Origin of the sequence: Arthrobacter sp. Soc17.1.1.1 (assembly GCF_036867195.1) — a bacterium.
Classification (GTDB): Bacteria; Actinomycetota; Actinomycetes; order Actinomycetales; family Micrococcaceae; genus Arthrobacter_D.
Map to the genome: position 1 here is coordinate 23,229 of NZ_JBAJII010000005.1, position 24,798 is coordinate 48,026.

Below are 24,798 nucleotides of genomic sequence, written 5' to 3' on the forward strand. Positions count from 1 at the left end.
GAAGTTGGAAGCACATTTGGGGCGAACTTCCCTAGGCTCTTCTGAGGTCCAGACGCTTGGGCCGTCACTGGGAGAGGGAGAGCTATGCCGTTAGGGACAGTGGCCGCGTTCTGGGCGGTGTCGTTTCTGTTTGTGCTCACACCGGGGGCGGACTGGGCTTACGCGATTTCCGCGGGCCTGCGCCATCGGACGGTGGTCCCGGCCGTGGCGGGCTTGTTGGCCGGACACCTGGCGGCCACGGTCGTGGTCGCGGCCGGGGTGGGCGCCCTCGTTGCCGGGTCGCCGGTCGTACTGACAGTGCTGACCGTGGTGGGATGCGCGTACCTGGTCTGGTTGGGAGTGGGGATGCTCAGGAGCCCTTCAGTCCCGCACGCCGGTGACGTGCATATGGGCGGTAGCTGGGGACGGCAGGCTCTCAAGGGCGCCGGGATCAGCGGTTTGAACCCGAAGGTCTTCCTTCTCTTTCTGGCACTGCTGCCACAATTTACTGATCCCCATGGTTCCTGGCCGGTTGCTGGGCAGATCATTGCACTCGGGCTGGTCCATGTGGCCAGTTGCGCTGTCATCTACCTTGGTGTGGGTTATGGCGCCCGCGCCGTGTTGGGCACCCGCCCCGCGGCTGCCCGGACCGTGACCCGTGTTTCCGGTGCGGCCATGATCCTCATCGGCGTATTCCTCCTGCTGGAGCGTCTGATGCATTAGAGGACAGGCCAGCCATCGGACGATCCAGATTGCCGTGACCGACGCCAACACCTATCCCAACCACTACCCCAAGAGGAGAACATTCGCTGATGGAATCAGAACAGCTTCACCGGATCTATCTTGACCTCACCACCCCGCACGTCGCAGACGCGTGCATGCGCTTAGGCATTTCCGTGCGCTGCGCGCCGGCGGGAACCGTGCCGCTATGGAGCGGGGCACACATGGTCGGTCGGGTCCGTCCGGCCCGGCACTCGGGCAGCGTCGACGTCTTCCTCGAAGCCATCGATCGCGCCGAACCCGGCGAGGTCCTGGTGGTCGATAACACCGGTCGTCAGGACGAGGCCTGCGTCGGTGATCTGGTGACCCTCGAAGCCAGCCAAGCGGGCCTGAGCGGCATCCTGATCTGGGGCCTGCATCGTGACACTGCTGAGTTGCGGACCATCCATTTGCCGATATTCAGTCTGGGCGCGTTGCCTGTGGGACCACAACGCCTCGATCCCCGGCACCCGGCCGCCCTGGAGTCCGCGATGTCAGGAGCCCACACAGTCACGAGCGACGACTTCGTCCTCGGAGACGACGACGGGGTCCTGTTCGTTCCCCTCGACCATGCCGAGGACGTCGCGGAGGCCGCAACATTTATCCGCGACACAGAACGCGCCCAGGCAACTCGCATGCACCACGGCACCACACTACGAAACCAGGCCGACTTACCCGCGTTCATCGCGTCCCAGGAAGCCAACCCGGAGCTGACCTTCCGGCAGCACCTACGCTCCATCGGCGGAGAAATCGAAGAATAACTTTCTGCCGCAGATCCCGCACCGGCCCCACTCAGGACTACACCGAGACATGACTCACCCCGCCATTGTCATAGGCAGTCTTCGACCTAGGAGGGTGGCCAACGTTTCAACTGCTTGTCTGGCTGAGGCTGTGGGCGAGGCGGTAGGAATCGGTGCCGGTTTCGATGATGGCCCCGTTGAAGGTGAGCCGGTCGACGATCGCGGCGCAGAGGCGCGGGTCGGTGAAGGTTCTTGTCCACCCGGAGAAGGACTCGTTGGACGCGATCGCGATGGAGTTCTTCTCTTCGCGTTCGGTGAGGACCTGGAACAGGAGTTCGGCGCCGCGGCGGTCGAGTTCCATATAGCCGAGTTCGTCGATCATGAGCAGATCCACCCGCCCATAGCGGGCGATGGTCTTCGCGAGCATTTTCTCGTCGGCGGCTTCGACGAGTTCGTTCACGAGCCGGGTGGCCAGCGTGTATTTCACCCGGTACCCTTTCTCCGCCGCCGCGGTCCCGAGTCCGATGAGGAGATGAGATTTCCCGGTCCCGGAGTCCCCGATGAGGCAGAGGGGCTGGCCTTTGCGGATCCACTCCCCGGTCGCCAGGGTATGGATCGTGGCGGGGTTGATGTTGGGGTTCGCGTCGAAGTCGAAGTCCCCGAGCCACTTGTCCCTGGGGAAGTTCGCGGCTTTCACCCGCCGGCTCGAGGAGCGGCGGTCCCGGTCGTCGCACTCAGCCAACAACAACTCGGCCAGGAACCCCTGGTAGGAGAGCTGTTCCTTCCCTGCGACGGTCAGGGCCTCATCAAGGACAGCGCGGATCGTAGGGAGTCGTAGGCGGCGGCACGCCTGATCAACGGCCGCCACCGCGGCCTGCTCGGTCAGACCACGCCTGCGCCGCAGCGTAGGAGTCACCGTGGTGGTCGAGGTGGTGGGGCTCATGAGATGTTCTCCTTCGACATGCTGACAGACGAGCTGCTCGGGACGTTGTTCGGGTTGCTTGCGGGCGCGTTTGCTGGGTTCACTGGGGAGCGTTTGGCGAGCAGCTCGTCGTACGCGCTGACGGACGGAATCGGCCGGCTGTCGGGTGGGAGACCGGCGATGACAGCGGCCGGGTCCATGAGGCGGCGCTGGGTGAGACTGACAACCCGCTGCACGTGTTCCTCGACTCGAGCACCACGATGCCCGTCGGAATGACGGCCCGAACTGGACCCACCAACCGCTGCCAGATCCTCCGCTCTCAGGTCCTGGTTGCTGGTCAGGTTCTCGGTTACGTGTCGGCGGGCTTCGACCGCGACGACGTCGGCGCTGACCGCACCCACCGTGAGGGCTGCGCTGATTCCGGCTTCGATGTCCTGGGGGTGCATGAACCGGTGCAGGAGTAAGACATCGATGAGTTCCCGGGTCCCATCGGTGTCGCCGTTGACCCGTCGGGACGCAGCCCAGAACGCTTCATGGGCGTTCGTGAACGAACCAGCCTCCCTGGCCCTGGCCAAAGCAGTGGAGCCGGGAAAGGCTCCGGGCTTGGTTTTCAGGACCTCAAGGTAATGATCGAGCTGCACCGACTGCCCATGCTTGATCGTGATCCGCTGATGCCTGGCCGCGATCGTGCGCCCATCGAAGACAACTACCTCGGACGCCCGCAGGGAGACCCGGACCTTCCGGCCGATGAACCGTGCCGGTACCGAGTACTTCATCATCCGGACGGTGATCATCGAGGACCGGTCCACCCTCGGCGTCAACGCCAACCCGGGATCGAATGCCTCCGCCGGTAAGGGCGCGAGGCGTGGCTGATCGGTGTCGAAGTCCTGCCCGACGGTGCGGATCCTGTCGCTGATCCGCCGATTGTCGTCCTCTTCCTCCCAGACCCGGATGCGATCGTTGAGTTCATCCAGGGACGCGACGACAGGCATCGGGGAAAGCCTGTTGCGGCGGAACCTGCCCACCTCACCCTCGACTCCGCCTTTCTCGTGGGCGCCGGTGATACCGGGCTGACAGTAGAACGCGTCGAAGCCATAGTGAGAGCGAAACAGCACCCACCGGTCGTTCTCGACCCGCTGCCTACCTTGGCCGAACACCACCGACGTGACCGCAGCAGTGAGGTTGTCGTACCGGATGTGCTTGGTCGGAACCCCACCCAAAGCGGTGAACGCCTCGATGTGTCCTTCGAGGAACGCCTCCTGCGCCTGCGTCGGATACACCCGGTGAACGGCTTTCCCGGAGTAGGAAAGCCGGTAGACGAACATGTGACACTTCGTTCTCACCCCGTCCAAGACAACCCAGACCTCACCGAAGTCCACCTCGGCCTCCGCACCCGGAACATGCTCCTGAGGGACGAACACCTCGACCCGCCGGCCGGCCTCCACGTCGATCTCCGCACGGCGGACCCGCACGTAATCCCGCACCGTGGAATATGACAACTCCGTGGCCCCGTGCTCCTCAACCAGCCGGGCAAGAACCCGACGGGCGGTATGACGTTGCTTCCGCGGCGCGGCCGTGTCCTCGATGAGCATCACATCAATTGCCGGCTTGAACGCCTCCAACTTCATCGATATCCGAACCGGTGTTTTCCGCTCCGGCGGCTTCGCCGACTCCAGCGCTGCTCGGACCGTTCGACGATGAACGCCATACCGAGCGGCCAGCCCGCGAATAGAGAGGCCCTCCACTCGGGCGTCCCTACGGATTGCTGCGAATACCTCCACGCGTGCTCTCATTCTTGACCTCCACCACTGGAACCAGATCGATGATTCCAACGCTGAGGTGGGGCCACTTCAAACCGTCACAAGAAGCCCCGCGAGTCGCTAGATGGGTCCAAAACGAACCGCCACAGTGGGGCCACTTGAACCTGTCATAGTCAGATCTCGGCGAGAGGCTACAGCCGCACAAGTTCATCCCTAGCCGGTGAGCTCATGGAACGATGCGTGGCAACGAGCTACAACGGGACGTTGACTGGCGTCGGGACAGAATCCGTTGACATCATCGCCGGCGACGGACGTCGCCTTCAGGTCAAGGCACGTTCACTACCGCACGGCGACCTGCGCCATTGGGCTTTTCGTGACCTCGATTTCGACGCTGCCGTGGTCGTTTCTGTGGATCGCGACAGCTTCGCGATCAACTGGGCTCGAGAGTTGTCACAGATGGAAGCAACTGCTTTGGCACGTTCTCACAAGCGCGACAACTGGAGAGTGAGGATGGCCGCGGCACAGCACGCGGGAGTCGATGTTACTCAACGGCTACAGCTGGCGTATTCGAAACTGTGGTGAAAATGGTGCACGCCTGACCGATCGGCTTTAGCTCCCTCGAGGCGACGGTGGTTCCCGACAGGCTAAGCGGCGCGTCTGCTCGCGCGATAGCCGCGCAGATGAGTAGAGCCGTGGAGTCTAAGGTCGATCCATGATCAATGAAGAGGCGCCCATTCCTGCTGACGTTTTCGCGAACATCCCGACCTCACCGAAGGTTTTCGAGCATGTCGCTCCCGCCAATGGCGCGCGCTGGCGACGTGAACTCTCGGCGCGATCCTTACCTCCCGTAGGCGGGAAGCTAGCAACCACGGATCTCACGACAATCAGTCGTCAGGAGATTTTTGATCTCGGTGATGCACCCATCACGGTCGACAACGCGTTCCAGCTGCTCTACTACTCCCTGGCGTGGGGGCTCGGAACGAAGGCACCCTACCTTCACAAACGGCTAGATCACCTTGCTGAACAACGGGAGGTAGCCGGCGAACTGCTGGTGTCAGCATGGACGCTCGTCCGGGACGGAGCCTCGCCACAGGAGGCGTACAGCTGCCTGACGAACGGGTACGGCAAAGGTCGAATCGGGTGGTACGGCCCTGCCTTCTCCACCAAGTTCCTCTACTTCGCGCAGGGCAATGTTGAATTACCGCGCCTGCTCATTCTCGATCAGGTGGTTTCTGAGAACCTGCGCCGCGATGTGTGGCCAACGGCCCCAACTGGGGAGTGGTGGCCCGATACCTATGAGCGGTACTGCAACCTCTTCGTGCAGTGGGCGGTTCAGGCGACCGAACAACTTGGGCGGGTGCCGAGTGTCCGAGCAGACGAACTCGAGCTCATTGTTTTCAAGCGCCACCTTGCCGCCTGACCCTGACCCGAACTGGTGCCGATAGCATGAGCTTTGGCACCATTCGCCGGTCTCATCTTGGAATAGAGGAAGCATTGTCAGCGCGCACGCCGTCACGGAGGACACCACCACGCCCGGTCGAACACCGTGCCGATACCCGTCATCCCACCGGAGCCTTCACATTCCACAGCGGCAACTCGCTGGAAGCGTACGCACACTGGGAAGCTCCCGACACCATCGTCTCTGACGGCGCCTACGGTGTGCGAGGATTCCGTGGCGACACCGTGGACGCCAGCGGACTCGACGCGTGGTACCGGCCACACGTTCAAGCGTGGAGTAAGCACGTCAAACCGTCCACCAGCCTCTGGTTCTGGAACACCGAGGTCGGATGGGCGACCGTTCACCCACTACTGCTCGCTCATGGCTGGGAGTACGTGGAACTCATCACCTGGGATAAAGGCCTCTCGCACATCGCAGGCAACGTGAACGGGCTAACGATCCGACAAATGCCCGTAGTTACTGAGGTCTCCGCTCTGTACCGCAGGCGCCTCGAACTCCCCGCAGCCGATGGCCGCACGCTACCGGTAAAGGAATGGCTGAGGACGGAATGGCTTCGCTCGGGCCTACCTCTGAACCGCTCCAACGAAGCCTGCGGCGTTAAAAATGCCGCAACCAGGAAGTACCTCACTCAGGACTGGCTCTGGTACTGGCCGCCCGGCTCCATGGTGGAACTGATGGCCAAATACGCACGCACGAACGGGCAGATCACATCCCGTCCTTACTTCTCCCTCGATGGTGAAACGCCGGTCACCGCGATGGCCTGGGATGAACTTCGAGCTACATGGAACCACGCGCACGGACTCACCAACGTGTGGCAGCGACCTCCGCTGCATGACTCCGAACGGCTTAAAGGCGCCATGGAACGATCCGCCCCACGAACCTACAAACCGACCCGCGCCAGCGCCACACACCTCAACCAGAAACCACTGGAGTTCATGGTGCGCCAGGTCGAAGCAACAACCCGCCCAAACGACGTCGTGTGGGAACCATTTGGCGGCCTTGCGTCCGCCTCTGTCGCAGCAGTCAGCACGGGCCGACGTGCTTTCGCCGCCGAAGTTGACGTCGCCTTTCAAGGACTAGCCTGCGAAAGACTGAACGAAGCAGCAGACCTCTTCGAGGCAGCTCGTGACGGCCACGCGGAGCAGGTGCGTGTCTCATGACAGATCCGGATGAGCCGACTGATCTCTCCCCGATGGACGACACGGCTTCTAGCTCCCCCGCCGGATCGCCCGCAGGAGACCCCGCGCCGACCAGGTACGAACTGGACCCGGCTGACAGACGGACGAAACTCCGCGAAAACGTCATCGAGGCAATCAATGCCCTACCGTTCCACTTCGCGAGCCCGATCAACATCGAAGGCCTCGACGCAGGCGATCTTTTCCAGCTCAACACTCTTCTCGGCGGCGCGATCGAGGTGCAAACGGTTGACACCCTCAACCGCATCAGATCTGTCTGGGACCCTGACGACGAGTGGCAGGACTATGGCTTCAAACGGTTCTCGCAGAGCTTCCCAGACGTCCGTCTTGTAAGGGGGGACAACACCCAACAACCCATCCTCGGCATTGAGCTCAAGGGCTGGTATCTCCTCAGCAAGGAAGCGGAGCCATCTTTCAGGTACCAAGCAACGGCCGAAGCTTCAAGCGTCTGGGATCTCCTCGTGTGTGTTCCGTGGACCCTCAGCAACGTGCTCAGCGGCAGCCCAAGAATCCTCGAACCATATGTTGAACAGGCTAAGTACGCCGCCGACATGCGGACCTACTACTGGAAGCACCTCCGAGCGGGCGACGCCGGCTCACGGAACAGTGACATCCACGTTCCGCAGGGCGTCACACCATACGCTCCCGCAGGAACATCGACATCTGACAAGCCGGCCCAAGATGGCGGCGGTAACTTCGGACGAGTCGCCCGCATTAGAGGTTTGATGTCTAGCTGGATATCAGGGCTCGTGAACAGTCCTGTGTCCGGAATCCCAGCCAAATATTGGATCGATTTTCTCAAAGCTTTTTCGGAGTCCAACGATCAGGAACAACTTCGCCGGAAAATTACTGCACTCGTGAGACGGGCAGATACCAGCGCCGAAGAAGCCAAGGCAGAACGCGTGTACGAGCTCCTGTCGGAGCTCCGCCAAACACTGAACTAGTTCGTCGTCGGCGTGCTCGCGTTACGCCGGCCACCAATGCAACGGAGGCGGCTCTGCAGTCTGCTGGTCCGTCCCTCCAAGGAGGTTCGAAGAGTGGTGCTGCTCCACACCGAGGTGCGCTACGGCCGCGAGAACAAGGTCGAGGAGAGTCCTGTCCAGGCCCGGAATCACATCGCCCAGATCGATTCGCACTCCACCGCGACCGATGGACGCAGCTAACACGAGCAGACGACGTTCCTTCTTGAGCAGTCCCTGGAGGTTGCCCTCGATGGCTTCAAAGTCGACCGCAGGTTTGTATTCGCCGTCGACGATCCAGGGGTAGGCAGGCGTAGCGAACTGCCCGCTGAAGGCTCTGATAAGTAGTTCCGTCGCAGCCTCACGCGCACGATCGCCATAAGCCCAAAAGCGAAGGTCAGCGTGATGCTGCTCGGTGTGAGCCTCTACCTCCGGGCTCACCATGGGTTGCTCCCCTGTGGGAGAAGCTGCTGGACACATAGCCCAAGTTTACGACCGGGGGCCGCCTAAGTACTTGTCGCCGTCGTCGCTTGTAGGGTTGCCAGGCTTCCCATCGGCAACTGACTCGCGCTTGGCCTTTAGTGACGCTTTGATCTTCCGGAATCCCCGCGGACCCCAGTGCACCAAACCCACAACAGCAGCACCTCCAACCGCTCCGACCATCGCCCCAAGTGACCAGTCCCCCTCCTTGGACTGGACTCCTTCCTCAAAGCCTTGATGGAAGCCAGCGCCATATGACGGATTTCCCATGCCTCTTACTCCTCAGTAGGTCCAATTCAGCATGAGCATAGTTGGAACTAGCGTCGTGACATAGTGGGCTTACATTCCGAACAATACGAAGGAGAGAAATGGCGCAGCGCGTTCATATCGAACTGGTCGATGACCTCAACGGCGAGATTGCTCAGGAGACCGTGCGATTCGGCCTCGATGGCGTCGAATACGAGCTGGACCTCACGACCGAGAACGCTGCTACGTTCCGCTCGGCAGTGTCCGAGTATGCGGACAAGGGCCGAAAGGTCACTGGTGGCCGCCCAGGGCGCCGCTCACAGCGTGGGAACCTTCCGGGTAACTCCAGGCGCGAGGAAGTACAGCGGATCCGTCAGTGGGCCGAGGAGAACGGGCACAACCCAAGCTCTCGGGGTCGCGTCTCACAGTCCATCGTTGACGCCTACAACGCCGCAACGAAGTAGCGGCTGCAGGGTGATTGGCCTCCTGCCCACCTGTGCACGGCCCAAGCGCCCTCGCTTCGCTGCTTGGCCCGCACACACCTGGACAGCAGGGACCACCTGACCGCCTGCACACACCCACCACGTCACCATTTGCGCAGAGGTCTCCTCAGGCGAGCGGTGGCCGTGCACAGCCTTGTTGAGTGCCTACTAAAGGTCCAGAGCCGGTGATTGTCGGTGTGGGCTCGTACTGTCCCGGCCATGAGTCAGAACGCGAGGTACAAGGCGTTCTACGCGAAGCAGATGGATGATCGGATCGAGGAGTTCGTCATGCGCGAGGAGCTGGTCATGCTCACCGCGGCCGAGCTCGACGTCGATAACTGCCGGCCGAGGGACTTCCCGGAACCTCGACGGGTGTACGCGTGGATCCGCTACCCCTCGAAGGCTGTTCGGGTTCAGGCTCACGCCGTCTCCTACACGAGGACCGCGGTGAAAATCCGGTTCATGGAGCCCCTCATCAAGATCCACCGTGAGGGGTGGGTATGGCTGAGCGCCGTCACGCCGGCGTCGTCTGAGCCGGGTAAGTAATCGTCGCGGATCCGTCGTCGCCTGCCTCGACGGTGAGGTCGAAGCGTTTGAAATCCTCGAGGTAGATCTTCTTGACCGCCGAGTTCTGTGCGTTGATCTGGATCATCGCCCCGGGCATTCCGTCGACGATGGCCGCCAGCCGGGGCATTACCTCGCCTCTCATCCGACTCCCCTGACCTTCACCGGACTTTCGCACGGTGTGCTGCCGTGGTCGGTAGACAGGCCCTTCGTTGACGACGTCGCGTTCGATCACGAGGACAGCATCTCCGTCTGCGCTCACATACATCTCGGCGTGGGCCGATCGGCGCGCTCGTTCGTACACACCGACCGAGAGGGCGTAGACGACGGTGAACGCCACCAGGAAGAGTGCCGTGGTGTTCACCAGGTGCGGTAGCCACGGGCGGCTGTCGATCACTGGCAGCGCCACGATGGTGGCGATGTACACGCCCGCCATGAGGGTGAATAGGACGCGCTGCAGGGGAATCGCCCACTGGCTGGTGAAGGCCCACCATCCGGCCCTGAATGAGTCTTTGACCGTCGCGGGTAGAACTCCCAGCTCATCTGCTGAGAGGGCGCGAGGCAGCCGACTCACGACGCCTCAGTCCCGGTATCCCTGGCCAGCAATGGCGTTTTGCGCCTGCGCGAGCTCGGCGCCGAGCTGCTTGGCGAGACCGGCCGCGCGTGTCAGGTGATCCGTCGCCGTGGCAACTGACTGGACGGGATCGCGGTCCTCGTACTCGTAGACGTCGTGGGTATCGAGGGACTTCCCGAGGCCAGCCGCGAGTTGGCCGAGGGCCTGCGAGAGCAGGTACTCGACGCCCTTGAGGTTCCCCAGCACCTTGTAGGCGACGGGGGCCGGGATAGAGGTTCCGGGAAGACTGTGGTGGCAGATGGTGCGCAGCTCGTCGTAGATCGCGTCAGCGGACGACACGATGACGGGGGTTGGTTCGTCTTCACGCGGGGAACCGTACTCGTCAAATTCGTCAGTCATGGTGTGGTCCTTCCAGAGGCGTTGTTCGTGGGTGCAGGTCAGCTGGTGAGTGATGGGTGAAGCAGGCAAGGGTGGGCGGCGATTGCCGGCCATCCTCAACTCATAGTCAGAACGGCGGTTCGCTGTCGGGGCCGTTGCCCCATCCGCCGGCGGGGTTGCGGCTTGCAGCTTGTGCGCTCCACGGGTCGTCTGCGGGCTGCTGTTGCCACGTGTTGCCTGGCTGAGAGCCTCCCTGCGCTCCCCCACCCTGAGGTCCGCCGCCGCCGTTTCCACCGCGCTGTGTTCGGGTGACTTTGGCTGAGGCGTAGCGGAGGCTGGGTCCGATCTCGTCGACCTCGAGTTCCATGACGGTGCGCTTCTCGCCTTCCTTCGTGTCGAAGCTGCGGGACTTCAGCCGGCCCTGAGCCACGACGCGGGTTCCCTTGGTGAGGGTCTCGGCGACGTTCTCGGCCGCCTCGCGCCAGACGCTGCAACGCAGGAACAGGGTTTCCCCGTCCTTCCAATCATTGGACTGACGGTCGAACGTGCGCGGCGTCGACGCGATGGTGAAGTTCGCGACCGCTGACCCGCTGGGGGTGAAGCGTAGCTCGGGGTCGTTGGTGAGGTTCCCGACGACGGTGATGACTGTCTCTCCGGCCATGATGCTCAACTGCCTTTCGTATGGGTGCTGGTGTTCTCGTTGCCTGATGGTGATGCGCTCTGGGAGGTAAGGACCTGCCCGTAACTCGTGGGGTCGACCTCGAGTGCCTTGTCGAAGTACGCGGACGCGGTGGTGGTCTGCCCTCGGTGCCAGCTGAGGAAGCCGAGGAAGTAGTACAGCGGTCCGCGGTCCTCGGTCGGGGTGTAGGTGAGGATCGTAGCCAGGAGCTTCTCTGTGACGTCCACGCGGTCCCAGTCGGGCTGTCCCTCGTACTGGCCAGCGAGTATCTGCTGGTAGGTAGCCGCGTCATCGGTGACGCTGATCGCGTCTGCCATGATCCGGTCTCGGATGGGTCCGATGAACAACCATCCTGCGAGGTCGCACGCCTCGTTCGGCTCGTAGATCTCGCCCTGCCGTTCGTCGTCCCACTGCATCCGGGCGATGCGCATACTTGTGTGGTTGAAGTCCAACCGCTCCGGTACCCCTCCCCCACGCACGAACCGGGTGAACTCAATAACCGTCTCGTGTGCGTCGTCAGTACCAGTGAACGCAGGATCAACAGGGAGGCTCATGCGGTCCTCCTAGCGATAACCTGCTTGATCTTGTCAGGGTTGAGACCGGACCAGTGATCCTCGCTGCCGTCCTTCTCGTACACAACAACGGGCGCCTGGGTGTACCCGAGCTCCTCAGTGATGTAGGCGAGAGCATTGTCGTTCGTGGTGATGTCCACGGTGGTGAAGCTAATGCCGGCCTCGGTGAACTTTTGCTTGGTCTTGTCGCACCCGAAGCAACCTTCTGGCTTGATGTATAGCGTGAGTGTCATTGATCCGTCCCCCTTAGATACATTAGGTTTATTAGTACTAATAGTACCAATAGAACCATCTCACGACAAGGGGATTCTTAGTCCAAAGGGCGCCCAAGACGACCGCTTTTGGGTGCAGCTCCTTCGTATGGACGACCGTCGTTGTACTTCTTCTCGAGCCGTTCGAGTTCGGCTTCCATCACGGCGGCGTGGAAGTCCGAGAAACTGCGATGGTTCTCCAGATGGGCTGTCGCCTGAAAGGCTCCCCTGATCCTCGCTGCCAGCTCAGCGTCCTGGTAGTAGGCGACCTTCGTCTTCTTACTCGATGGGCTAGGGGCCGGCGACTGCACTCGAGGAACTGATGTAGTGGTTGGCGGAGCCACTTCGGTCTCAACGCTTGGTGCTGGTTGCGTCGCTGCGGTTACCGGAGATGTACCGGCCAGGGTGGACTTTCGGGGTGCTGCGCGGTTGGCCATGGTGTTACTTCCTATCCATCAGTACGTCGAGATAGCTGTCATAGAGAGCGGCGAGTTCCAGTCCGTCGACTCCCAGTTCGTCGAGTCCTTGTGCTGCTTCAGCAGAATCTGCGATGAGCGCACGCTTGGGCATCGGCGGTTGTAGGAGTGGAAGGTCCCGGACTGTTGTGGCTTCTTGGATCTGCTCTGCCCAGTGGGCTCCCCCGATGGTGCGTGCTTCGTGCTGGTTGACGAGGATGCCCGCGATACGGAGCTGGGGGTTGTAGTGGGCCTGCACGGCGGCGATGGTGTCGAGGAGCTTGGCGAGCCCGTTGGCGCTCCAGAGCTTTGACTGGGTGACGACAACGACTCCGGTTGCTGCGGTGAGGCCGTTGATCGTGAGAGTGTCCAGACTCGGTGCGCAGTCAATGAGGACGAGGTCATAGTCGTCGCGCACTTCGTGCAGCGCGTTTCTGAGCCTGGCTTCTCTTCCTGCCCCGGCCACGACCAGTTCGTCGCGGACCACTCCGAGTGTCTCCCCTGCTGTGGGCACGACGGCCAACCCATCCCAGATTCCGTCGATGGCCACGTCGTTGATTGAGTCCGAGGCTCGCGCGCTGAGGACGTCAGCGAGACCGGCGGCATCGTCTCCGACGTCCTCTGTCAGGACGCTCGTGATGTTGCCTTGCGGGTCGGCGTCGACCACGAGGACCCGGAGGCCCCTGGTGACCGCGCTGCGGGCAAGATGGAAGGTTGTAGTGCTCTTGCCTACTCCCCCTTTCTGGTTACATAGGGCGAGGATTTGCGCGACCATAATTCTCCTTCGGTAGGATCGTTAGTAACAATAGAACTAATATACACAAGAGTACTTTTAGTGTCATCAGAAGCATTGGGGATTGACATCTTCGTCGCTCTCGACAAAGTACCCACCACCAGAGCTACGGCGGTGGGTACAATACTACTATTAGTACTTATGGGGATAGGGTTCCTGCGTCGTAACCTCCGAAGGGGGAGCGGCCGGGGACATGGCGGGTTCCCATGGGTTGGCGGAGGGTTCGGACGGGGGCTCCCTCGATCTGCCACTCGGTGGGGTAGTCGTTGGGGATCTTCCATGGGCCGTCTTGGCCTTTGCGCGTGATGGTGGGGAGGTTCCTCCACCCTTTCCAGCAGTGGTCAAGGTGTTCCTCGACGGCGGCGTTCTCGCTGGCGTGGATGCCGGTGACGTGGCCGCATCCTTCACAGTGCATCCGGTAGAGCAGATCCCCGACGCAGGAGCATGCGGCGGGGTAGTAGTGGTCACAGCGGGTGTCGGCACTCATCAGGACGGTGGGGTGGTCACCGGCGAAGGTGCGGTTGTTTCCGAAGTCGTATCCGTTGCAGTGCCACATGTGGGACTTGCCCCAGATTTCAAGGTTCCCATGTTCAATCCTCCAGCGTTCGCAAGCTTTATGGTGCTCCTCGGGCGTGTAGGGGGCAACGGTGAAGCTGAGGGGTGCGGTGATGGGCTCTGCAAGGGCCAGGAGGTCGAATATGTCGAGCTGGTTGTTGATCTGCGGGGTGATTCGGCTGGAATGTGAGCGGGTCGTGGTGGTCATGTCGTGCTTCCTCTCCATCGCTTTTTGCTGCTGGCGAGCTTGTCTCGCTGCACTCCGCGGAGAGCTGTCTACCCGTAGGGCCAGGGGCCCAGAAGTTTTTCCAGGAAATAAGCGCAGCGCCTGGGGAAAGTTCTGGGGTCGTCGCGGCGTAGCCGTAGACGGGTCGGAGGGAGTGCGTACGCTCTTCGGGCAGCTGCAAAAAGGTGTTGATTGTGGAACTGAGCGTCAGCGAAGTGCTGGTACGACCGCGTACCGGGACTAGTCGGGGGAGTGCCGGTGGTCGCTTGGGGTCTCGGCCGCCGGCTGTCGGTGCGTCTGGGTAGAGTCGGCGCGTGCTACTCACGGGAACGATTCGCCGCGGCGATGACATAGACACATCGACCACATCGGCGCGGAGGGCGTCGACTACGCGGCCGCGCGGGCGATACTCTTTGAGCGCCTTCCCGACGGGTACAAGATCATTGCGATCCGGACGGATCAGTGACAGCTGAACCAGCTCCGAAACCTCCGGCACCCGTGCCGGCGCCGCGTCCTGGGTGGCATGGCATCCCGCCGAGTGCTGATCGGTTCATCGCTCCGCTGCAGCTCGAAAAACCCGACGACGCCGTGACCGAGCCGGCGAAGGCACGCCCGATCTGGGTCGAGCTTGAATATCCCGACGGAAGCCGGCAGTCCGCCAAAGGATTTGCGATGGCGTGGACATCGTCTGCGGTGTACGCGCAGTGGGTGGAGTTCTCCCGAGCTCGTGAGGCGTGGGTGAGACCCAATCAGTGCACGCGTCGCGAGCTTACTTTTGAGAATCGTCGGGGCCGGTGACCCCGGCCCGCAAGCCATCGCCTGTAGAGACCTTGTACGGTTGATTGCGGCAGTCGGTGCTCCGTGTTCTACCCCATTCACGTAGAGCGCCGGCTGTTTTCGTCCCTAATGCCTCTAATAGTGGTAATGGTCCCTGCCGACGTATTGAGGTTGTGCACGCCCACCGCTCGCTCAACGTGAGCTGACGATGCGCGGGTGACGTGGTGGGTGTGTGCAGGCGATCATGCTGGTTCCTGCTGTCCACGGTAATGATGGTATTGATCGCGTCACCGGTGTGACCCTTTGTCCACGTGACGTGGCCTCGGCTGCTGTCCAGCACACGACTTGTCCGCCGGTGCGCGATCGCTTCACACGGAGCGGGTATGACCTCATAGGAGCTTGACTACGTCCCCTCACCGTATTGTCTGCTCGTCCAACGTGTGATGCCCAACCTCAGGAAGGTACGCATGTCAGATCAGGAACAACACCAGGTCTTCGTCGGCATCGACACCCACGCAGACACTCACCACGTCGCCATTATCACCGACTACGGGAAACCTCTCACGGATCAGGAGTTCTCGGCCACCAGCACGGGCTATCGCGCCATCGTCGAGTTCATCACCGCTCACGGCGACGTCGGGGGAGTGGGCATCGAAGGAACTGGTACCTACGGGGCGGAATTGACCAGGATCCTCCGTCAAGCCGGGATCTCCGTCACTGAAGTGAATAGACCCAATCGTCAGCAACGCCGATTACACGGGAAGTCAGACCCACTTGATGCGTACCAGGCCGCTCGGTCAGTGCTCGCGGGGACGAGTACCGCCGTTCCAAAAGCCAAGGACGGACCCGTGGAGTGCTTACGTGTGCTGCGGGCTGGCAGGGCCTCGGCGCTCAAAGCGCGAACCGCGACGATCAACCAGATCCGCGACATCCTCGTCTCAGCCACCGATGAGATCAGAGCGAAGTACCGGGGCATACCAACAGTGCCCATGATCACGACGATGGCGAGATCCCGCCCGGCCGGTCACCTCGCTGACCCCGACTACGTCACTGCCCGAGTGCTCAAGACCCTCGCTTTGCGGTACCAGCTCCTCACCATCGAGATCGACGCCGCGACAGAGTCGCTGCAGGAGATCCTCGACTCCTACGCACCACTGCTCTGTGATCTGCCAGGGGTCGGCACCGACGTCGCGTCGCAACTGCTCGTCACCGTGGGCGATAACAAACAGCGCATCAACAACGAGGCCCAGTTCGCGGCACTCGCCGGCGTCGCCCCGGTCCCGGCATCGTCCGGTAAATCAACCCGTCACCGGTTAAGCCGTGGCGGAGATCGCCACGCAAACAGTGCGCTCCACCACATCGTCCTAGTCAGGATGGGCACCGATTCCCGGACGAAGGACTACGTCGACAAGCGAACAGCTGAGGGAAGGAGCAAACGAGAGATCATGCGGTGCCTGAAACGCTACGTCGCCCGCGAGGTCTACCGTCAGATCACGAATCCCGTCCCAGCGCCGACGTTCACCGACATACGGCCGCTACGGCATGAGCTCGGCATGACGCTGCAACATGCGGCCGAACACCTTCACCAATGGCCTTCGTACCTGTCGCGCCTCGAGCGCGGACGCACGAGAAACGATGCGTTGCTCAGCCAGTACCGGCAGCTCCTTGAGGACCACGGTCCGTCAGCAGCTCGTTGCACGGCCGATTCTCGTTCGCTGCTACGCTGCGAACCGTGACCACTTGAGCTGTCCACGGTTGGGGTCAGTTTGGGTTATCCACGGCTGAATATAGGGAGCCGTAGGGAAAGCTCCCGAGCAGTAGTAGCGGTGGATAGCCCGAAAGAACTGTCCCCGGCTGTGGGCAGAGGACCGGAGCTCTAGCGGTCGCGCTGTGGGAGGCGCAGCGCTACCCACAGCGCGCAGCGGCGGCAGATGAAAACAGTGTCGGTGAGTGCGTGTAGGCGCCGGCGTGGGTATGGGCGACCACAGCAGGAGCAGTCGAGATCTGGGATGTCAGACACGTGCTGTGAGCGCCGCTTCGATTTGTTCCTGAGTTGGGGATCCGGCGATGCCGTCGGGAGTGAAGTAGATGCGGCACGCAAGATCGGTGGTGCGTCCCTCGGACGGGAATAGGTCAACACCGTCAACGAGGATCGTTGGCGATCCGGCGAAGTGCTGGGTCTTTGCCTTCTCGATGGAATCAATCACCGTGGCCTCCACTGACGTGCCAGGAAGCGTCTTGTCGACCGCGACCTGCAGACGGTGGAGAGTCTGCACCGAGTTCGGGCAATCCTCGATGTAGAGCAGCTCTATCGTCATGACTCAGTCCTTCTTCCCACCGTGAGGACCATCGAAGGCGGCCTCAGCCGGCCGAGGCCTGAACGGGCCCCGTGCTCCGGCTCAATTCTGCCACCGCACGACGATTGACACCTATAGGAGCGTCGTGTGTGCGGGCCAAGCAGCGGAGCGTGGGGGAGCTTGGGCCGTGCCCAGGTGGGCAGGAGGCCGCTCACGACCGTGGGGTCGTCAAGCTGCTGTTCTGCTGGCGTTCCATAGGGCCAGGTGGTGCTTGTGGTCGTCGTCAGCTGGCGGGAGCCAGTAGTCGTCGACGTCGGGGTCATGCACTTCGTGTTCGTTGAGCTGCGGGACCAAATGGCGGTCGAGCCAGGCGTGCCACGCCGCTCGTTCCTTGCGGTAGCGGCTGATCTGAGCGCTGTAGTCGTCGGTGGCTCCAAGTCTGTCCGCGAGCTGGCGGAGGTTCGTGGTGGTCGTGATCTGCCAGGCGCCGTGGTGCCGTCGGATCATGCCGAGGTTTTCCATGGTGGCAAGGCGGTCGCTGAGGGTGTTACGACTGATTCCTGTCGCGCGGGATAACTCAATGGTGGTGGGGGAGTGGCGTGCTCGTTCGATGCCCTCATAGGCGAGAGCTGCAACCTCTCCAAGGGCCCGGAACACGGGCCGGATGCCGTAAATCTTGCCTTTTCGCCACGGCAGGACGCGTGCGTGCTGCTCGAGGTCGGCGGGGAGGTCGATGGCGTAGGTGTCGGCGTTCCGTCCGCGGCCGCGGTGGATGCGGGTGATGATGCCGCGTGATGTGCGTTCGAGCGTTGCGAGGAGTCGGGCGACGGTGACGTGGTCCTTGCCTACTGCGACAGCGAGGGAACGGCAGCCGACGTCGAGGATGTTGGTCTCGTTCGTCCTCATGAATCCGAGGAGTGCACGCATGAGGAATTTTAGCGAGATCCCGATACGGCCTAGCTGGTCGAAGTGTGAATCAAGGATGGCGTAGTTGATGACCTCCAGATCGTTCACAAGCTGGTGGATCGTTGCCGCACTTGGTATTGAGGCTTGGTTGGGCGAGGGGGGCGTGAGTTGAGTTTGGCTTGTGTTGTAGATAGGTGCATACCTGTCCCGTGCTCGTTCTGCAGGGGCTTTGGCCGTGACGCGGGCGTGGGCTTTGGCCCACTCCCCGGGCAACAGGCGATTGATCCGGGAAGTGTCTCCATAGAGCGCTGTAAGGCCGGCGAGCTGGTCAGTCATGCCGGCGCGGACCTGGTCGACGGTCCAGCCGCAACCGGCGAAGTGGTTGAGGACCGCCATGCGGGCCTCTGAGTCGCTGGGGTAGGTGCTGGTGTCGTAGACACCGGTAATGGCCACGGAACGCAGGACAGAGCGTTCTCCCGCCCTCGAGGACGCCCTGAGGGTGGTGTGCCCGGCGGCGGCGGAAGAACGCAGTGTGGCGATCGCGTCAGCCGCGGTGCGCTGCTGGTGGCCCTTGTTCTGTCCGAGGCGGTGCAGCTCCGGTGCGAGGGTTTGCCTGAGCGCGGTCAGCGCCGCAGTGGGGTTCCGGCGGCGGAGGATGCCGTATGCCTCGGTGAGAGGCGTGATGAGAATCTGGTGGCCACCGAGCTTGTGTGGGGAACCTGGAACGCGGATACAGCCGTCTGTGACGTTCTGGTGGGGGTTTGGGTCGAGGCTCGGGGCGTGCAGTTGCAGTGCCTCCACGAGGCGTCGGGCGTCGGCCGCGGTGATGGGTTCCTGTAGCGGGATGTACAGGTGGCGTCCACCGCTGGGGGAACGGTCCTCGACGAACGCTAGGCCAACGCCGGTGAGCAGCTGGCCGAGCCGTGCGGCGTCGGCGTCAACGACGGCGCGCCGGGCGGTCCGGGATGTGTCCAGGTCGAGGCAGAGAGTTCGGACTGATCCGTCGACATCATGGATCATCACAGCGGCCGGCGCCGCCGGCAAGGTGCCGGTAATGGGTCGCGTGGCTGACTGCTGATACCGAAGGGCGCCGTTGATCCGGCGGCCAAGCCTGTAGGCAGGCTGACCGGCGATTAGCGGGGCAAGAGCCCAAAGTGCCTTCTTGGAATCGTTGCGGCGCGGCGCGTCCGAAACGACTGGAGGAGCTTCCAGCACGTGTAGTAGAATCCTTCTCGTAGTAGCAAACAGGCACAGCGAAAGCAGTGACTGAGGAGCTCCTCACCGACGGATCTTGGCGGATATGCGGTGTGAAGCTCGAAAACTTGGACGAAGGCCCGCCGGCTAGGCGGGCCTTCCTCGTTTAACTGGCCTGCGCCATGGGCAAAGCCTCCGGAATGTTTTCTCGATCTGCCCACGTTGGGAGACCATCAGCGTCGAGCTCTAGATGCTCAAGAATCAACTCAAGTCCCTCGGAAGCACTGATTCCGAGGCGGCGGGACACATCAGCGAGACGTTGCTTGGACTCCGGCGGGATGATGTAGCCGGCCTGGATGTTGCCCTTGCTGGTACCGCGTGCTCGCCGCAATGTCTGACCCATGGCTCGAACCTATCTATAACTCTTAGGATTAAGTTGGCTGATCGTCAGCGTGTCGGGATTAAACATCGTGGACCCTTCGATCGCAGGGTTCGGACCGAACCTCCTGAGATGTCATCTGTGGGCGGTACACTCGGCTCGGTCTTCGTCTACGTACTGCTGGAACGTCGACCGTCCTGGCCGACATCGTAAATTTCATATTACACATCACTGAAATTTTTTCAGTACCGTTGGGGAACGGACTGCAGCGCCCTGTCCTCGGCGGGCCACACGACACGTCGAGAACGACAGGAGAAGCAAGTGGAGCGATCTGGGGCAGCCCTGTCAGCGTTCGCAACGCTCGAACTTCCTTCGCGGCCGCAGCTAGGCGACCTATTGGTCGCCGTTGAGAAACGCTATGGGAAGCCTTTGACGCTTCGTGAGGTGCCGGCGGGGTCACTCGGACACAACATCACAGGTCAGTGGACGGACTTCGTGACCCACGGCCTTATCGAATACGCAGCGGGCCGACGGGTATGGCAGCTTCACGTAATTCTTCACGAGCTGGGGCACATCGTGCTCGATCACAAGAGCCACAAGAGCCACCCCATGGCCGAATCTGGCTTTTTTCGTGGAATCGGCAGCCGAAAAGGTGTGAGTTGGATGTTCCGCCAGGTCGACGGACCCACGAACCACATCGAGTGTGCAGCGGAGGACCTTGCGTTCGTTTTCGCTGATGCGATGTTCGGCTCCACGCAGGGCAACTTAACTGCTGCCGAGCGGATCTTCGGCTTGTGATCGAGGTTGCCTTCTGGCTGCTCGCAGTAGCGTTTGTCTCCCGTCTTACGTTCGTGATCCGGTTCGGCTCGTCGACGGCGTTCCTCGCGGCCATGGGAATCGGGCTCATCGGACTCTTCAGCACCGGCGTCCTGGTTCCCGAGCCGATACTCGACGGACTACTCGGCGGTCACAATGTCCTGCACCTGCTGCGGAACCTCGCAGTCACCTACGCTGTGTGGCTCATCCGCGACGGAGTGGTGCATGCGTTCGGTGGCGAAGCCGACCGCAGCAGGTTCATCTACCGTCGTTCATTCTTGCTTCTTGTCACGGCCGCAATTGTCATTCCCTTCCTGTTCCAACACTTCGTGCCCACCACCGAGCGATTCGTTCCAGAAAACGTCGACCAGCCGGCAGTTCTGATCTACGCGACGGTATACATGGCTGCACTGGGTTTCCTTGCAGCCTCGGTCGTGAAAACCTGCTTGGCACCTCAGTCGAGTCGAGCCGTCAGAGTAAGCGCGCGCGGCGTTGCCGTCGGGATGGCGTTCATGGCTGTCGCCTGCATCGACGAAATCGTGTACATGCAGCTGCAGGCTCTGGACGCCGGACCGGCAGGACTTAGAGCCGTTCTCTACGGTGCCTTCTCCCCGTTGCTCTACGGCGGTGTGCTGATCGTTTCACTCAGCCTCGCCCTGCCCCTGCTCATACGTGTTGTTCGCACGTTCGATCTGGTCAACCGGCTCACGCTGCTTGTGCTGGAGGTCTCGCCCGCAACTATCAACGACTCCACCAAGGTTCAAAGCTCGTTGCAGAGGATGAGAGCCGCCTGGTTACACGCCGATCCATCAAGCGCCGTGTACGAACACATCATCCGCGAGAGTGATCGCCGTGTCACCGAGGAACACCGTTCATTGCCCGCTCTGACCGCAAGGGCCCTTGCAGCAGCGGAAGACCGGTTCGACAGGTCCTTCGATATGACAGTGAAAGAAAAGGAAATCTTATGAGCACTCAGACCATCAGTGACGAAGTGAGGACGTCCCCGGTGGGCCGCATTGCGCGGACTGCAACTGAGATAGCCCAGCCGCCACTGGTGTTGTCAGTGCTTCTAGTGTTGGCATCAATTCTTCAGAACCCGGTGCTGCCGTTCGTAATGACCGGCATCATCGCCGCACTGACGATCTGCTTGGTGCCTTTCGCCGTCGTGGTAGTCATGGCGCGTCGTGGGCGACTGACCGACCACCACGTAGGGGACAAGCGGCAGCGCCGCGGAGTCATGCTGTGGACCCTGGGATCAGCGCTCGTTGGCGCCGGCTTACTCACACTCATGGACACCCCACGACCCCTTTGGGGCTTGATTGGTGGCATTTTCGCCGGGATCGTGACGCTGATCGTCATCAGCCCTGTCTGGAAGGTTTCAGGGCACGCGATGACACTCGGCGGTGCCACGGTCACCTCGTTGCTGATGTTCGGATGGGCAGGGCTGCCAGTACTTATAGCCGCCCCGCTCGTCTGCTGGTCTAGGGTGTATCTGAAAGATCACTCAGCGGCACAAGTGATCGTCGGCTTTCTCGTCGGTGCTGTTGCATTCGGCATCTCCTATACGCTGATTGCCGCTTAGCTCTAGCATCCACCAGCCTAAGGAGCGTCCACAGCCGTCCCTGTGGCCACTCTTGCATTCCAGTTCTTGCACATTCCATGAGTCGAAATGAGGTCACCTTGGGCGACGATAATGAGCCGGTTGATCCTCGAACCGACAAGGAAGTTGTCGCTTCGAAGCTGAGACTCTTACTCGACATCGTGCACGAGAAAGACGCTGACAGCTTCACCTACGAGGACATCCGCAGAGGCCTCGAAGACCAAGGCTTTACCCTCACCAAAACTCGGTGGCACCGCCTACTTGCAGGATCCGCAGACAACAGGTGGGACCCACCCCTGTTGAAGGCACTTGCCTATTTCTTCGACGTCGATGAGAACTTCCTGCTGCAGCGCTCAGGCCCCATCCCTGAGCGCGTGGAAGCGGAGCTGAGGCTCATCGAGGCCTACCGCATATCCGAGGTTGAGCACTACGCCGCCAGGGCGCTAGGCGAGGTCAACATCGACGCCCTGCGAGCAGTCACTCAAGCCCTCCGCAACCTGCCTCGACGTCCCTCTCAGGAGAACTAGAGATGAACACCCGGATCTGAAAATATTTCAGACTGAAATATTTTCAGTTTTGGGTCTATGCTGGGCGCATGAGTTCAGCCGTCCGCTCTGCTGCACTGCGCGCCGGCTTCCGCCTAAATGGTGTGGGTGTCGCCTCGAGCGTTGACGTATGCGGCGATGAGCGACAAGAGCTTGTCAGCTCGGCGCGCATCCAGGGCGTAGGTAAGAGCTCTCGTCGATCGCTCGCCGGCGGGAAGGTTCGCAGTAACGACCCCCGTCAGTTCGAGCTTTCCTAGGCTTTGAGTCAGCACGCTCGCGTTGATGTTCGTCGCCTCTTGGATCTGGTACCGCATCGACGGACCGCTAATCCTCAAGTGGCGGATGATCTGCATCCTGACGGCGGTGCCATACGCAACGATGGCGGCATCCAGGTCCTGCGACCACATGGGGTCTTCGGGGCGGACGTGGCGGGGCATGCGTTCCATTCTGCCGAACCTTCCTATAACGAGCTAATTTCTGTGCCCAACTTAGCACTTTAAGTGTGCAGTTGGGTTGTTTATGTGTAAGAGTTGGGTCTATCGACACGTATTGAGGGGGAGCGGTGCAAGACACAAAGGGCGGGGAACTGATTGCGGTCGTGGCCGCCATCTGCCTCGTTCCACTGATGATCGTGATCATCGCGGTCGTCGGCATGACCGGCGCGCCAGCGGCCAGCGGTCTCTGTGCAGCACCCGGAGTTGCCGGTGACGCAAGCACGGTCGAGGGATCGGTTGCCGGTTTCTCGGGTGTCCAGCTGCAAAACGCTGCAGAGATCATGGGTGTGGCAACCGACCTGAAGCTCCCGGTGTCCGCCCAGATTCTCGGTGTTCAGACAGCGATCGGTGAGTCCACACTCGAGGTAAAGACTTACGGGGATGCCGCCGGGCCAGACTCTCGAGGACTGTTCCAGCAGCGTGATAACGGGGCGTGGGGTTCTCTCGAAGACCGCATGAATCCGCGCGTGAGCGCCACGAACTTCTTCAAGCAGCTGATGAAGGTGGAGGGATGGGAAGCGCTCGAGCCGAGCACGGCGATCCACCGGGTTCAGCGCAACGACAACCCAAATCACTACACGCAGTTCCGCGGGCCGGCCACTGAGGTCGTCAAGGCTCTTGCCGGCGGCGACATCGAAGGGATCGACTCCACCGGAGCGTGCCCTGCAGCCAGTAACGCGGTCATTGGGGAGCTGTCGGGCAAGTGGGTGAACCCTCTGCCCGGATCGACGGTGACCAGCGGATACGGTCCCCGTGGAGCACCCGCTGGGACCGCCGGCGGCGTCCTGGCTAATTTCCACTACGGGCTCGACCTGTCCAGCACCACAGCCGCTTCCGGCGGCACGGTGGTGGCGGCCACGGATATGAAAATCACCATCGCCCGGGAGAACGACGGACAGTTCGGTACCCGCGTCAACGGAACCACTCTCGACGGCAAACTCACGATCGGCCACTACCACCTCGCTGCCGGCAGCTTGAAGGTCAAGGTCGGGGATACCGTCGCCGCCGGCACGCCCCTAGGCACCGAAGGTGGCACCGGCAACGTCAGCGGCACCCACCTTCACCTTGAGTTCTTCACAGGAACCCCGGCCGAACCTTCGATCCCGACCAACCCGACCGTCGATCCCGAACCGATCCTTCGTAGCAAGGGAGCACTCTGATGCGAATTTCTATCGTCTTCACACGGACGGCCACCGTGGGACTGAGCGCGTTGCTCGTCAGCGGATGCGCTTTGTTCACGCCCGCCTCCAGCGTCGAAGATGAGGCTCGTTCGTCAACACCGACGTCGCATGAGACGCACCACAGTGGGGACGGCCATGCACACGACGAGTTTTACGAGGGCGTCCCCGATGTCACCTGGTCGCCGTCGACGAACGCAGAGGTCGAGGCAGTCGCGGTAGAGGTCATGGATCTGTTCGCACGCCCTGAGGTACCCGAGCGTCGCTGGTACACGGACCTGCTGCCGCACCTGTCCGAGGAGTATGCGGAGGACGCCCAGTACATCGATCCAGCCAACGTGCGCGTGAACGAGATCCTGTCCGGTCCGTCTCTGGTTCGGGAGAAGGACAACCCTCTCACCGTGACGGCCGAGTTCTCCACAAACGCCGGTCCATGGTCGGTCCTGCTGCACAGGGTCGGGCAGGACGATCCATGGCTGGTCGAAGCCATCCAACCCACAGAACCAGCCAATCCGTGAACCAGCGCTACAACCAAGGAACGAGGTAGGAACCGTGCCCATCAACAAGGAACTTGTTCAGTCAG

Annotated in this window: 30 protein-coding genes; 15 read left to right on the top strand and 15 right to left on the bottom strand. The window is 61.7% G+C overall.

The annotated features are described in order from the left end of the window. Window positions 1-99: 99 nt before the first annotated feature. Window positions 100-702: a LysE family translocator gene (locus tag V6S67_RS19775; protein WP_334212044.1), complete on the top strand. Its 603-nt coding sequence runs from the start codon at window positions 100-102 to the stop codon at window positions 700-702. An 89-nt stretch (window positions 703-791) separates the two neighbouring features. Then, entirely contained in the window at window positions 792-1,499 is a 708-nt protein-coding gene (locus V6S67_RS19780; protein ID WP_334212045.1) for an RraA family protein, read from the top strand. Between the two features lie 106 nt (window positions 1,500-1,605). Here V6S67_RS19780 and istB read toward each other — a convergent pair whose 3' ends face one another. Further along, window positions 1,606-2,421, bottom strand: coding sequence for an IS21-like element helper ATPase IstB (gene istB / locus V6S67_RS19785; RefSeq protein ID WP_334212046.1), 816 nt, complete (start codon window positions 2,419-2,421; stop codon window positions 1,606-1,608). After that, entirely contained in the window at window positions 2,418-4,193 is a 1,776-nt protein-coding gene (gene istA, locus V6S67_RS19790; protein WP_334212047.1) for an IS21 family transposase, read from the bottom strand. Before istA ends, istB begins: the two co-directional genes overlap by 4 nt. A gap of 207 nt (window positions 4,194-4,400) precedes the next feature. Between istA and V6S67_RS19795 the strand changes: the two genes are divergently transcribed. From V6S67_RS19795 to V6S67_RS19810, 4 genes are all read left to right on the top strand, one after another. After that, window positions 4,401-4,742, top strand: a complete 342-nt coding sequence (locus V6S67_RS19795; RefSeq protein ID WP_334212048.1) for a hypothetical protein — start codon at window positions 4,401-4,403, stop codon at window positions 4,740-4,742. 130 nt (window positions 4,743-4,872) lie between these two features. After that, window positions 4,873-5,580: an 8-oxoguanine DNA glycosylase OGG fold protein gene (locus V6S67_RS19800; protein ID WP_334212049.1), complete on the top strand. Its 708-nt coding sequence runs from the start codon at window positions 4,873-4,875 to the stop codon at window positions 5,578-5,580. Window positions 5,581-5,606: 26 nt separating this feature from the next. Further along, window positions 5,607-6,779, top strand: coding sequence for a DNA methyltransferase (locus V6S67_RS19805; RefSeq protein ID WP_334212050.1), 1,173 nt, complete (start codon window positions 5,607-5,609; stop codon window positions 6,777-6,779). Next, entirely contained in the window at window positions 6,776-7,759 is a 984-nt protein-coding gene (locus V6S67_RS19810; protein ID WP_334212051.1) for a hypothetical protein, read from the top strand. Before V6S67_RS19805 ends, V6S67_RS19810 begins: the two co-directional genes overlap by 4 nt. Before the next feature lie 21 nt (window positions 7,760-7,780). On the opposite strand, the gene V6S67_RS19815 is transcribed toward V6S67_RS19810, so the two are convergent. Next, the gene (locus tag V6S67_RS19815) at window positions 7,781-8,218 is read right to left on the bottom strand and encodes a hypothetical protein (protein WP_334212052.1); all 438 of its coding nucleotides are present in this window, start codon (window positions 8,216-8,218) and stop codon (window positions 7,781-7,783) included. Between the two features lie 404 nt (window positions 8,219-8,622). On the opposite strand from V6S67_RS19815, the gene V6S67_RS19820 reads away from it, so the two are divergent. Both V6S67_RS19820 and V6S67_RS19825 read left to right on the top strand, forming a co-directional pair. Then, complete coding sequence (locus V6S67_RS19820; RefSeq protein WP_334212053.1) at window positions 8,623-8,964, top strand: histone-like nucleoid-structuring protein Lsr2; 342 nt, start codon at window positions 8,623-8,625, stop codon at window positions 8,962-8,964. Window positions 8,965-9,201: 237 nt separating this feature from the next. After that, the gene (locus V6S67_RS19825; protein ID WP_334212054.1) at window positions 9,202-9,528 is read left to right on the top strand and encodes a hypothetical protein; all 327 of its coding nucleotides are present in this window, start codon (window positions 9,202-9,204) and stop codon (window positions 9,526-9,528) included. Here V6S67_RS19825 and V6S67_RS19830 read toward each other — a convergent pair. The 8 genes from V6S67_RS19830 to V6S67_RS19865 all read right to left on the bottom strand — a co-directional run bounded on the left by V6S67_RS19830 (window position 9,497) and on the right by V6S67_RS19865 (window position 14,011). Continuing rightward, window positions 9,497-9,973: a hypothetical protein gene (locus V6S67_RS19830; RefSeq protein ID WP_334212055.1), complete on the bottom strand. Its 477-nt coding sequence runs from the start codon at window positions 9,971-9,973 to the stop codon at window positions 9,497-9,499. The genes V6S67_RS19825 and V6S67_RS19830 overlap by 32 nt on opposite strands. A 153-nt stretch (window positions 9,974-10,126) precedes the next feature. Further along, entirely contained in the window at window positions 10,127-10,519 is a 393-nt protein-coding gene (locus V6S67_RS19835; protein WP_334212056.1) for a hypothetical protein, read from the bottom strand. 106 nt (window positions 10,520-10,625) lie between these two features. Continuing rightward, on the bottom strand, window positions 10,626-11,159 hold the full coding sequence (locus V6S67_RS19840; RefSeq protein ID WP_334212057.1) for a single-stranded DNA-binding protein: 534 nt from the start codon (window positions 11,157-11,159) through the stop codon (window positions 10,626-10,628). A gap of 5 nt (window positions 11,160-11,164) precedes the next feature. Further along, window positions 11,165-11,731 carry a tetratricopeptide repeat protein gene (locus V6S67_RS19845; RefSeq protein WP_334212058.1) on the bottom strand — a complete coding sequence of 189 codons (567 nt, stop codon included), beginning with the start codon at window positions 11,729-11,731 and terminating at the stop codon, window positions 11,165-11,167. Next, window positions 11,728-11,982 carry a glutaredoxin family protein gene (locus tag V6S67_RS19850; protein WP_334212059.1) on the bottom strand — a complete coding sequence of 85 codons (255 nt, stop codon included), beginning with the start codon at window positions 11,980-11,982 and terminating at the stop codon, window positions 11,728-11,730. The genes V6S67_RS19845 and V6S67_RS19850 overlap by 4 nt, the downstream gene beginning before the upstream one ends. 77 nt (window positions 11,983-12,059) lie before the next feature. Beyond that, a complete protein-coding gene (locus V6S67_RS19855) occupies window positions 12,060-12,437 on the bottom strand; it encodes a ParB family protein (RefSeq protein ID WP_334212060.1) in 378 nt (125 codons plus the stop codon). A 4-nt stretch (window positions 12,438-12,441) separates the two neighbouring features. Continuing rightward, on the bottom strand, window positions 12,442-13,230 hold the full coding sequence (locus V6S67_RS19860; protein ID WP_334212061.1) for a ParA family protein: 789 nt from the start codon (window positions 13,228-13,230) through the stop codon (window positions 12,442-12,444). A gap of 157 nt (window positions 13,231-13,387) precedes the next feature. Further along, a complete protein-coding gene (locus V6S67_RS19865) occupies window positions 13,388-14,011 on the bottom strand; it encodes a DUF6349 family protein (RefSeq protein WP_334212062.1) in 624 nt (207 codons plus the stop codon). A 1,262-nt stretch (window positions 14,012-15,273) separates the two neighbouring features. Between V6S67_RS19865 and V6S67_RS19870 the strand changes: the two genes are divergently transcribed. Beyond that, the gene (locus V6S67_RS19870) at window positions 15,274-16,542 is read left to right on the top strand and encodes an IS110 family transposase (RefSeq protein WP_334212063.1); all 1,269 of its coding nucleotides are present in this window, start codon (window positions 15,274-15,276) and stop codon (window positions 16,540-16,542) included. A 276-nt stretch (window positions 16,543-16,818) separates the two neighbouring features. Here V6S67_RS19870 and V6S67_RS19875 read toward each other — a convergent pair whose 3' ends face one another. The 3 genes from V6S67_RS19875 to V6S67_RS19885 form a co-directional block, all read right to left on the bottom strand. Beyond that, window positions 16,819-17,124, bottom strand: coding sequence for a DF family (seleno)protein (locus V6S67_RS19875; RefSeq protein ID WP_334212064.1), 306 nt, complete (start codon window positions 17,122-17,124; stop codon window positions 16,819-16,821). Between the two features lie 207 nt (window positions 17,125-17,331). Beyond that, window positions 17,332-19,224, bottom strand: a complete 1,893-nt coding sequence (locus V6S67_RS19880; protein ID WP_334212065.1) for a hypothetical protein — start codon at window positions 19,222-19,224, stop codon at window positions 17,332-17,334. 145 nt (window positions 19,225-19,369) lie between these two features. Then, window positions 19,370-19,606, bottom strand: coding sequence for a hypothetical protein (locus V6S67_RS19885; protein WP_334212066.1), 237 nt, complete (start codon window positions 19,604-19,606; stop codon window positions 19,370-19,372). Between the two features lie 297 nt (window positions 19,607-19,903). Between V6S67_RS19885 and V6S67_RS19890 the strand changes: the two genes are divergently transcribed. The 4 genes from V6S67_RS19890 to V6S67_RS19905 all read left to right on the top strand — a co-directional run bounded on the left by V6S67_RS19890 (window position 19,904) and on the right by V6S67_RS19905 (window position 22,525). After that, window positions 19,904-20,380 carry a hypothetical protein gene (locus V6S67_RS19890; RefSeq protein ID WP_334212067.1) on the top strand — a complete coding sequence of 159 codons (477 nt, stop codon included), beginning with the start codon at window positions 19,904-19,906 and terminating at the stop codon, window positions 20,378-20,380. Further along, complete coding sequence (locus tag V6S67_RS19895; RefSeq protein WP_334212068.1) at window positions 20,377-21,366, top strand: hypothetical protein; 990 nt, start codon at window positions 20,377-20,379, stop codon at window positions 21,364-21,366. The genes V6S67_RS19890 and V6S67_RS19895 overlap by 4 nt, the downstream gene beginning before the upstream one ends. Continuing rightward, complete coding sequence (locus V6S67_RS19900) at window positions 21,363-21,980, top strand: phosphatase PAP2 family protein (RefSeq protein ID WP_334212069.1); 618 nt, start codon at window positions 21,363-21,365, stop codon at window positions 21,978-21,980. The genes V6S67_RS19895 and V6S67_RS19900 overlap by 4 nt, the downstream gene beginning before the upstream one ends. A 98-nt stretch (window positions 21,981-22,078) precedes the next feature. Then, a complete protein-coding gene (locus V6S67_RS19905) occupies window positions 22,079-22,525 on the top strand; it encodes a hypothetical protein (protein WP_334212070.1) in 447 nt (148 codons plus the stop codon). 113 nt (window positions 22,526-22,638) lie between these two features. Here the strand turns inward: V6S67_RS19905 and V6S67_RS19910 are convergent, their stop codons facing one another. Then, on the bottom strand, window positions 22,639-22,989 hold the full coding sequence (locus V6S67_RS19910) for a hypothetical protein (protein WP_334212071.1): 351 nt from the start codon (window positions 22,987-22,989) through the stop codon (window positions 22,639-22,641). Window positions 22,990-23,105: 116 nt separating this feature from the next. Here V6S67_RS19910 and V6S67_RS19915 point away from each other — a divergent pair, with 116 nt between their 5' ends. Continuing rightward, on the top strand, window positions 23,106-24,197 hold the full coding sequence (locus V6S67_RS19915; RefSeq protein ID WP_334212072.1) for a M23 family metallopeptidase: 1,092 nt from the start codon (window positions 23,106-23,108) through the stop codon (window positions 24,195-24,197). After that, window positions 24,197-24,733 (top strand): hypothetical protein, encoded by a 537-nt coding sequence (locus V6S67_RS19920; protein WP_334212073.1) that lies wholly within the window; start codon window positions 24,197-24,199, stop codon window positions 24,731-24,733. The genes V6S67_RS19915 and V6S67_RS19920 overlap by 1 nt, the downstream gene beginning before the upstream one ends. Window positions 24,734-24,798 lie beyond the last annotated feature (65 nt).

Coding starts and splice junctions, on each gene's coding strand:
- V6S67_RS19840 (WP_334212057.1), bottom strand. CDS start 11,159: ATGGCCGGAGAGACAGTCATCACCGTCGTCGGGAACCTCACCAACGAC.
- V6S67_RS19845 (WP_334212058.1), bottom strand. CDS start 11,731: ATGAGCCTCCCTGTTGATCCTGCGTTCACTGGTACTGACGACGCACAC.
- V6S67_RS19860 (WP_334212061.1), bottom strand. CDS start 13,230: ATGGTCGCGCAAATCCTCGCCCTATGTAACCAGAAAGGGGGAGTAGGC.
- V6S67_RS19855 (WP_334212060.1), bottom strand. CDS start 12,437: ATGGCCAACCGCGCAGCACCCCGAAAGTCCACCCTGGCCGGTACATCT.
- V6S67_RS19815 (WP_334212052.1), bottom strand. CDS start 8,218: ATGGTGAGCCCGGAGGTAGAGGCTCACACCGAGCAGCATCACGCTGAC.
- V6S67_RS19850 (WP_334212059.1), bottom strand. CDS start 11,982: ATGACACTCACGCTATACATCAAGCCAGAAGGTTGCTTCGGGTGCGAC.
- V6S67_RS19825 (WP_334212054.1), top strand. CDS start 9,202: ATGAGTCAGAACGCGAGGTACAAGGCGTTCTACGCGAAGCAGATGGAT.
- V6S67_RS19910 (WP_334212071.1), bottom strand. CDS start 22,989: ATGGAACGCATGCCCCGCCACGTCCGCCCCGAAGACCCCATGTGGTCG.
- V6S67_RS19810 (WP_334212051.1), top strand. CDS start 6,776: ATGACAGATCCGGATGAGCCGACTGATCTCTCCCCGATGGACGACACG.
- V6S67_RS19870 (WP_334212063.1), top strand. CDS start 15,274: ATGTCAGATCAGGAACAACACCAGGTCTTCGTCGGCATCGACACCCAC.
- V6S67_RS19865 (WP_334212062.1), bottom strand. CDS start 14,011: ATGACCACCACGACCCGCTCACATTCCAGCCGAATCACCCCGCAGATC.
- V6S67_RS19875 (WP_334212064.1), bottom strand. CDS start 17,124: ATGACGATAGAGCTGCTCTACATCGAGGATTGCCCGAACTCGGTGCAG.
- V6S67_RS19900 (WP_334212069.1), top strand. CDS start 21,363: ATGAGCACTCAGACCATCAGTGACGAAGTGAGGACGTCCCCGGTGGGC.
- istA (WP_334212047.1), bottom strand. CDS start 4,193: ATGAGAGCACGCGTGGAGGTATTCGCAGCAATCCGTAGGGACGCCCGA.
- V6S67_RS19820 (WP_334212053.1), top strand. CDS start 8,623: ATGGCGCAGCGCGTTCATATCGAACTGGTCGATGACCTCAACGGCGAG.
- V6S67_RS19800 (WP_334212049.1), top strand. CDS start 4,873: ATGATCAATGAAGAGGCGCCCATTCCTGCTGACGTTTTCGCGAACATC.
- istB (WP_334212046.1), bottom strand. CDS start 2,421: ATGAGCCCCACCACCTCGACCACCACGGTGACTCCTACGCTGCGGCGC.
- V6S67_RS19835 (WP_334212056.1), bottom strand. CDS start 10,519: ATGACTGACGAATTTGACGAGTACGGTTCCCCGCGTGAAGACGAACCA.
- V6S67_RS19920 (WP_334212073.1), top strand. CDS start 24,197: ATGCGAATTTCTATCGTCTTCACACGGACGGCCACCGTGGGACTGAGC.
- V6S67_RS19780 (WP_334212045.1), top strand. CDS start 792: ATGGAATCAGAACAGCTTCACCGGATCTATCTTGACCTCACCACCCCG.
- V6S67_RS19885 (WP_334212066.1), bottom strand. CDS start 19,606: ATGGGTCAGACATTGCGGCGAGCACGCGGTACCAGCAAGGGCAACATC.
- V6S67_RS19805 (WP_334212050.1), top strand. CDS start 5,607: ATGAGCTTTGGCACCATTCGCCGGTCTCATCTTGGAATAGAGGAAGCA.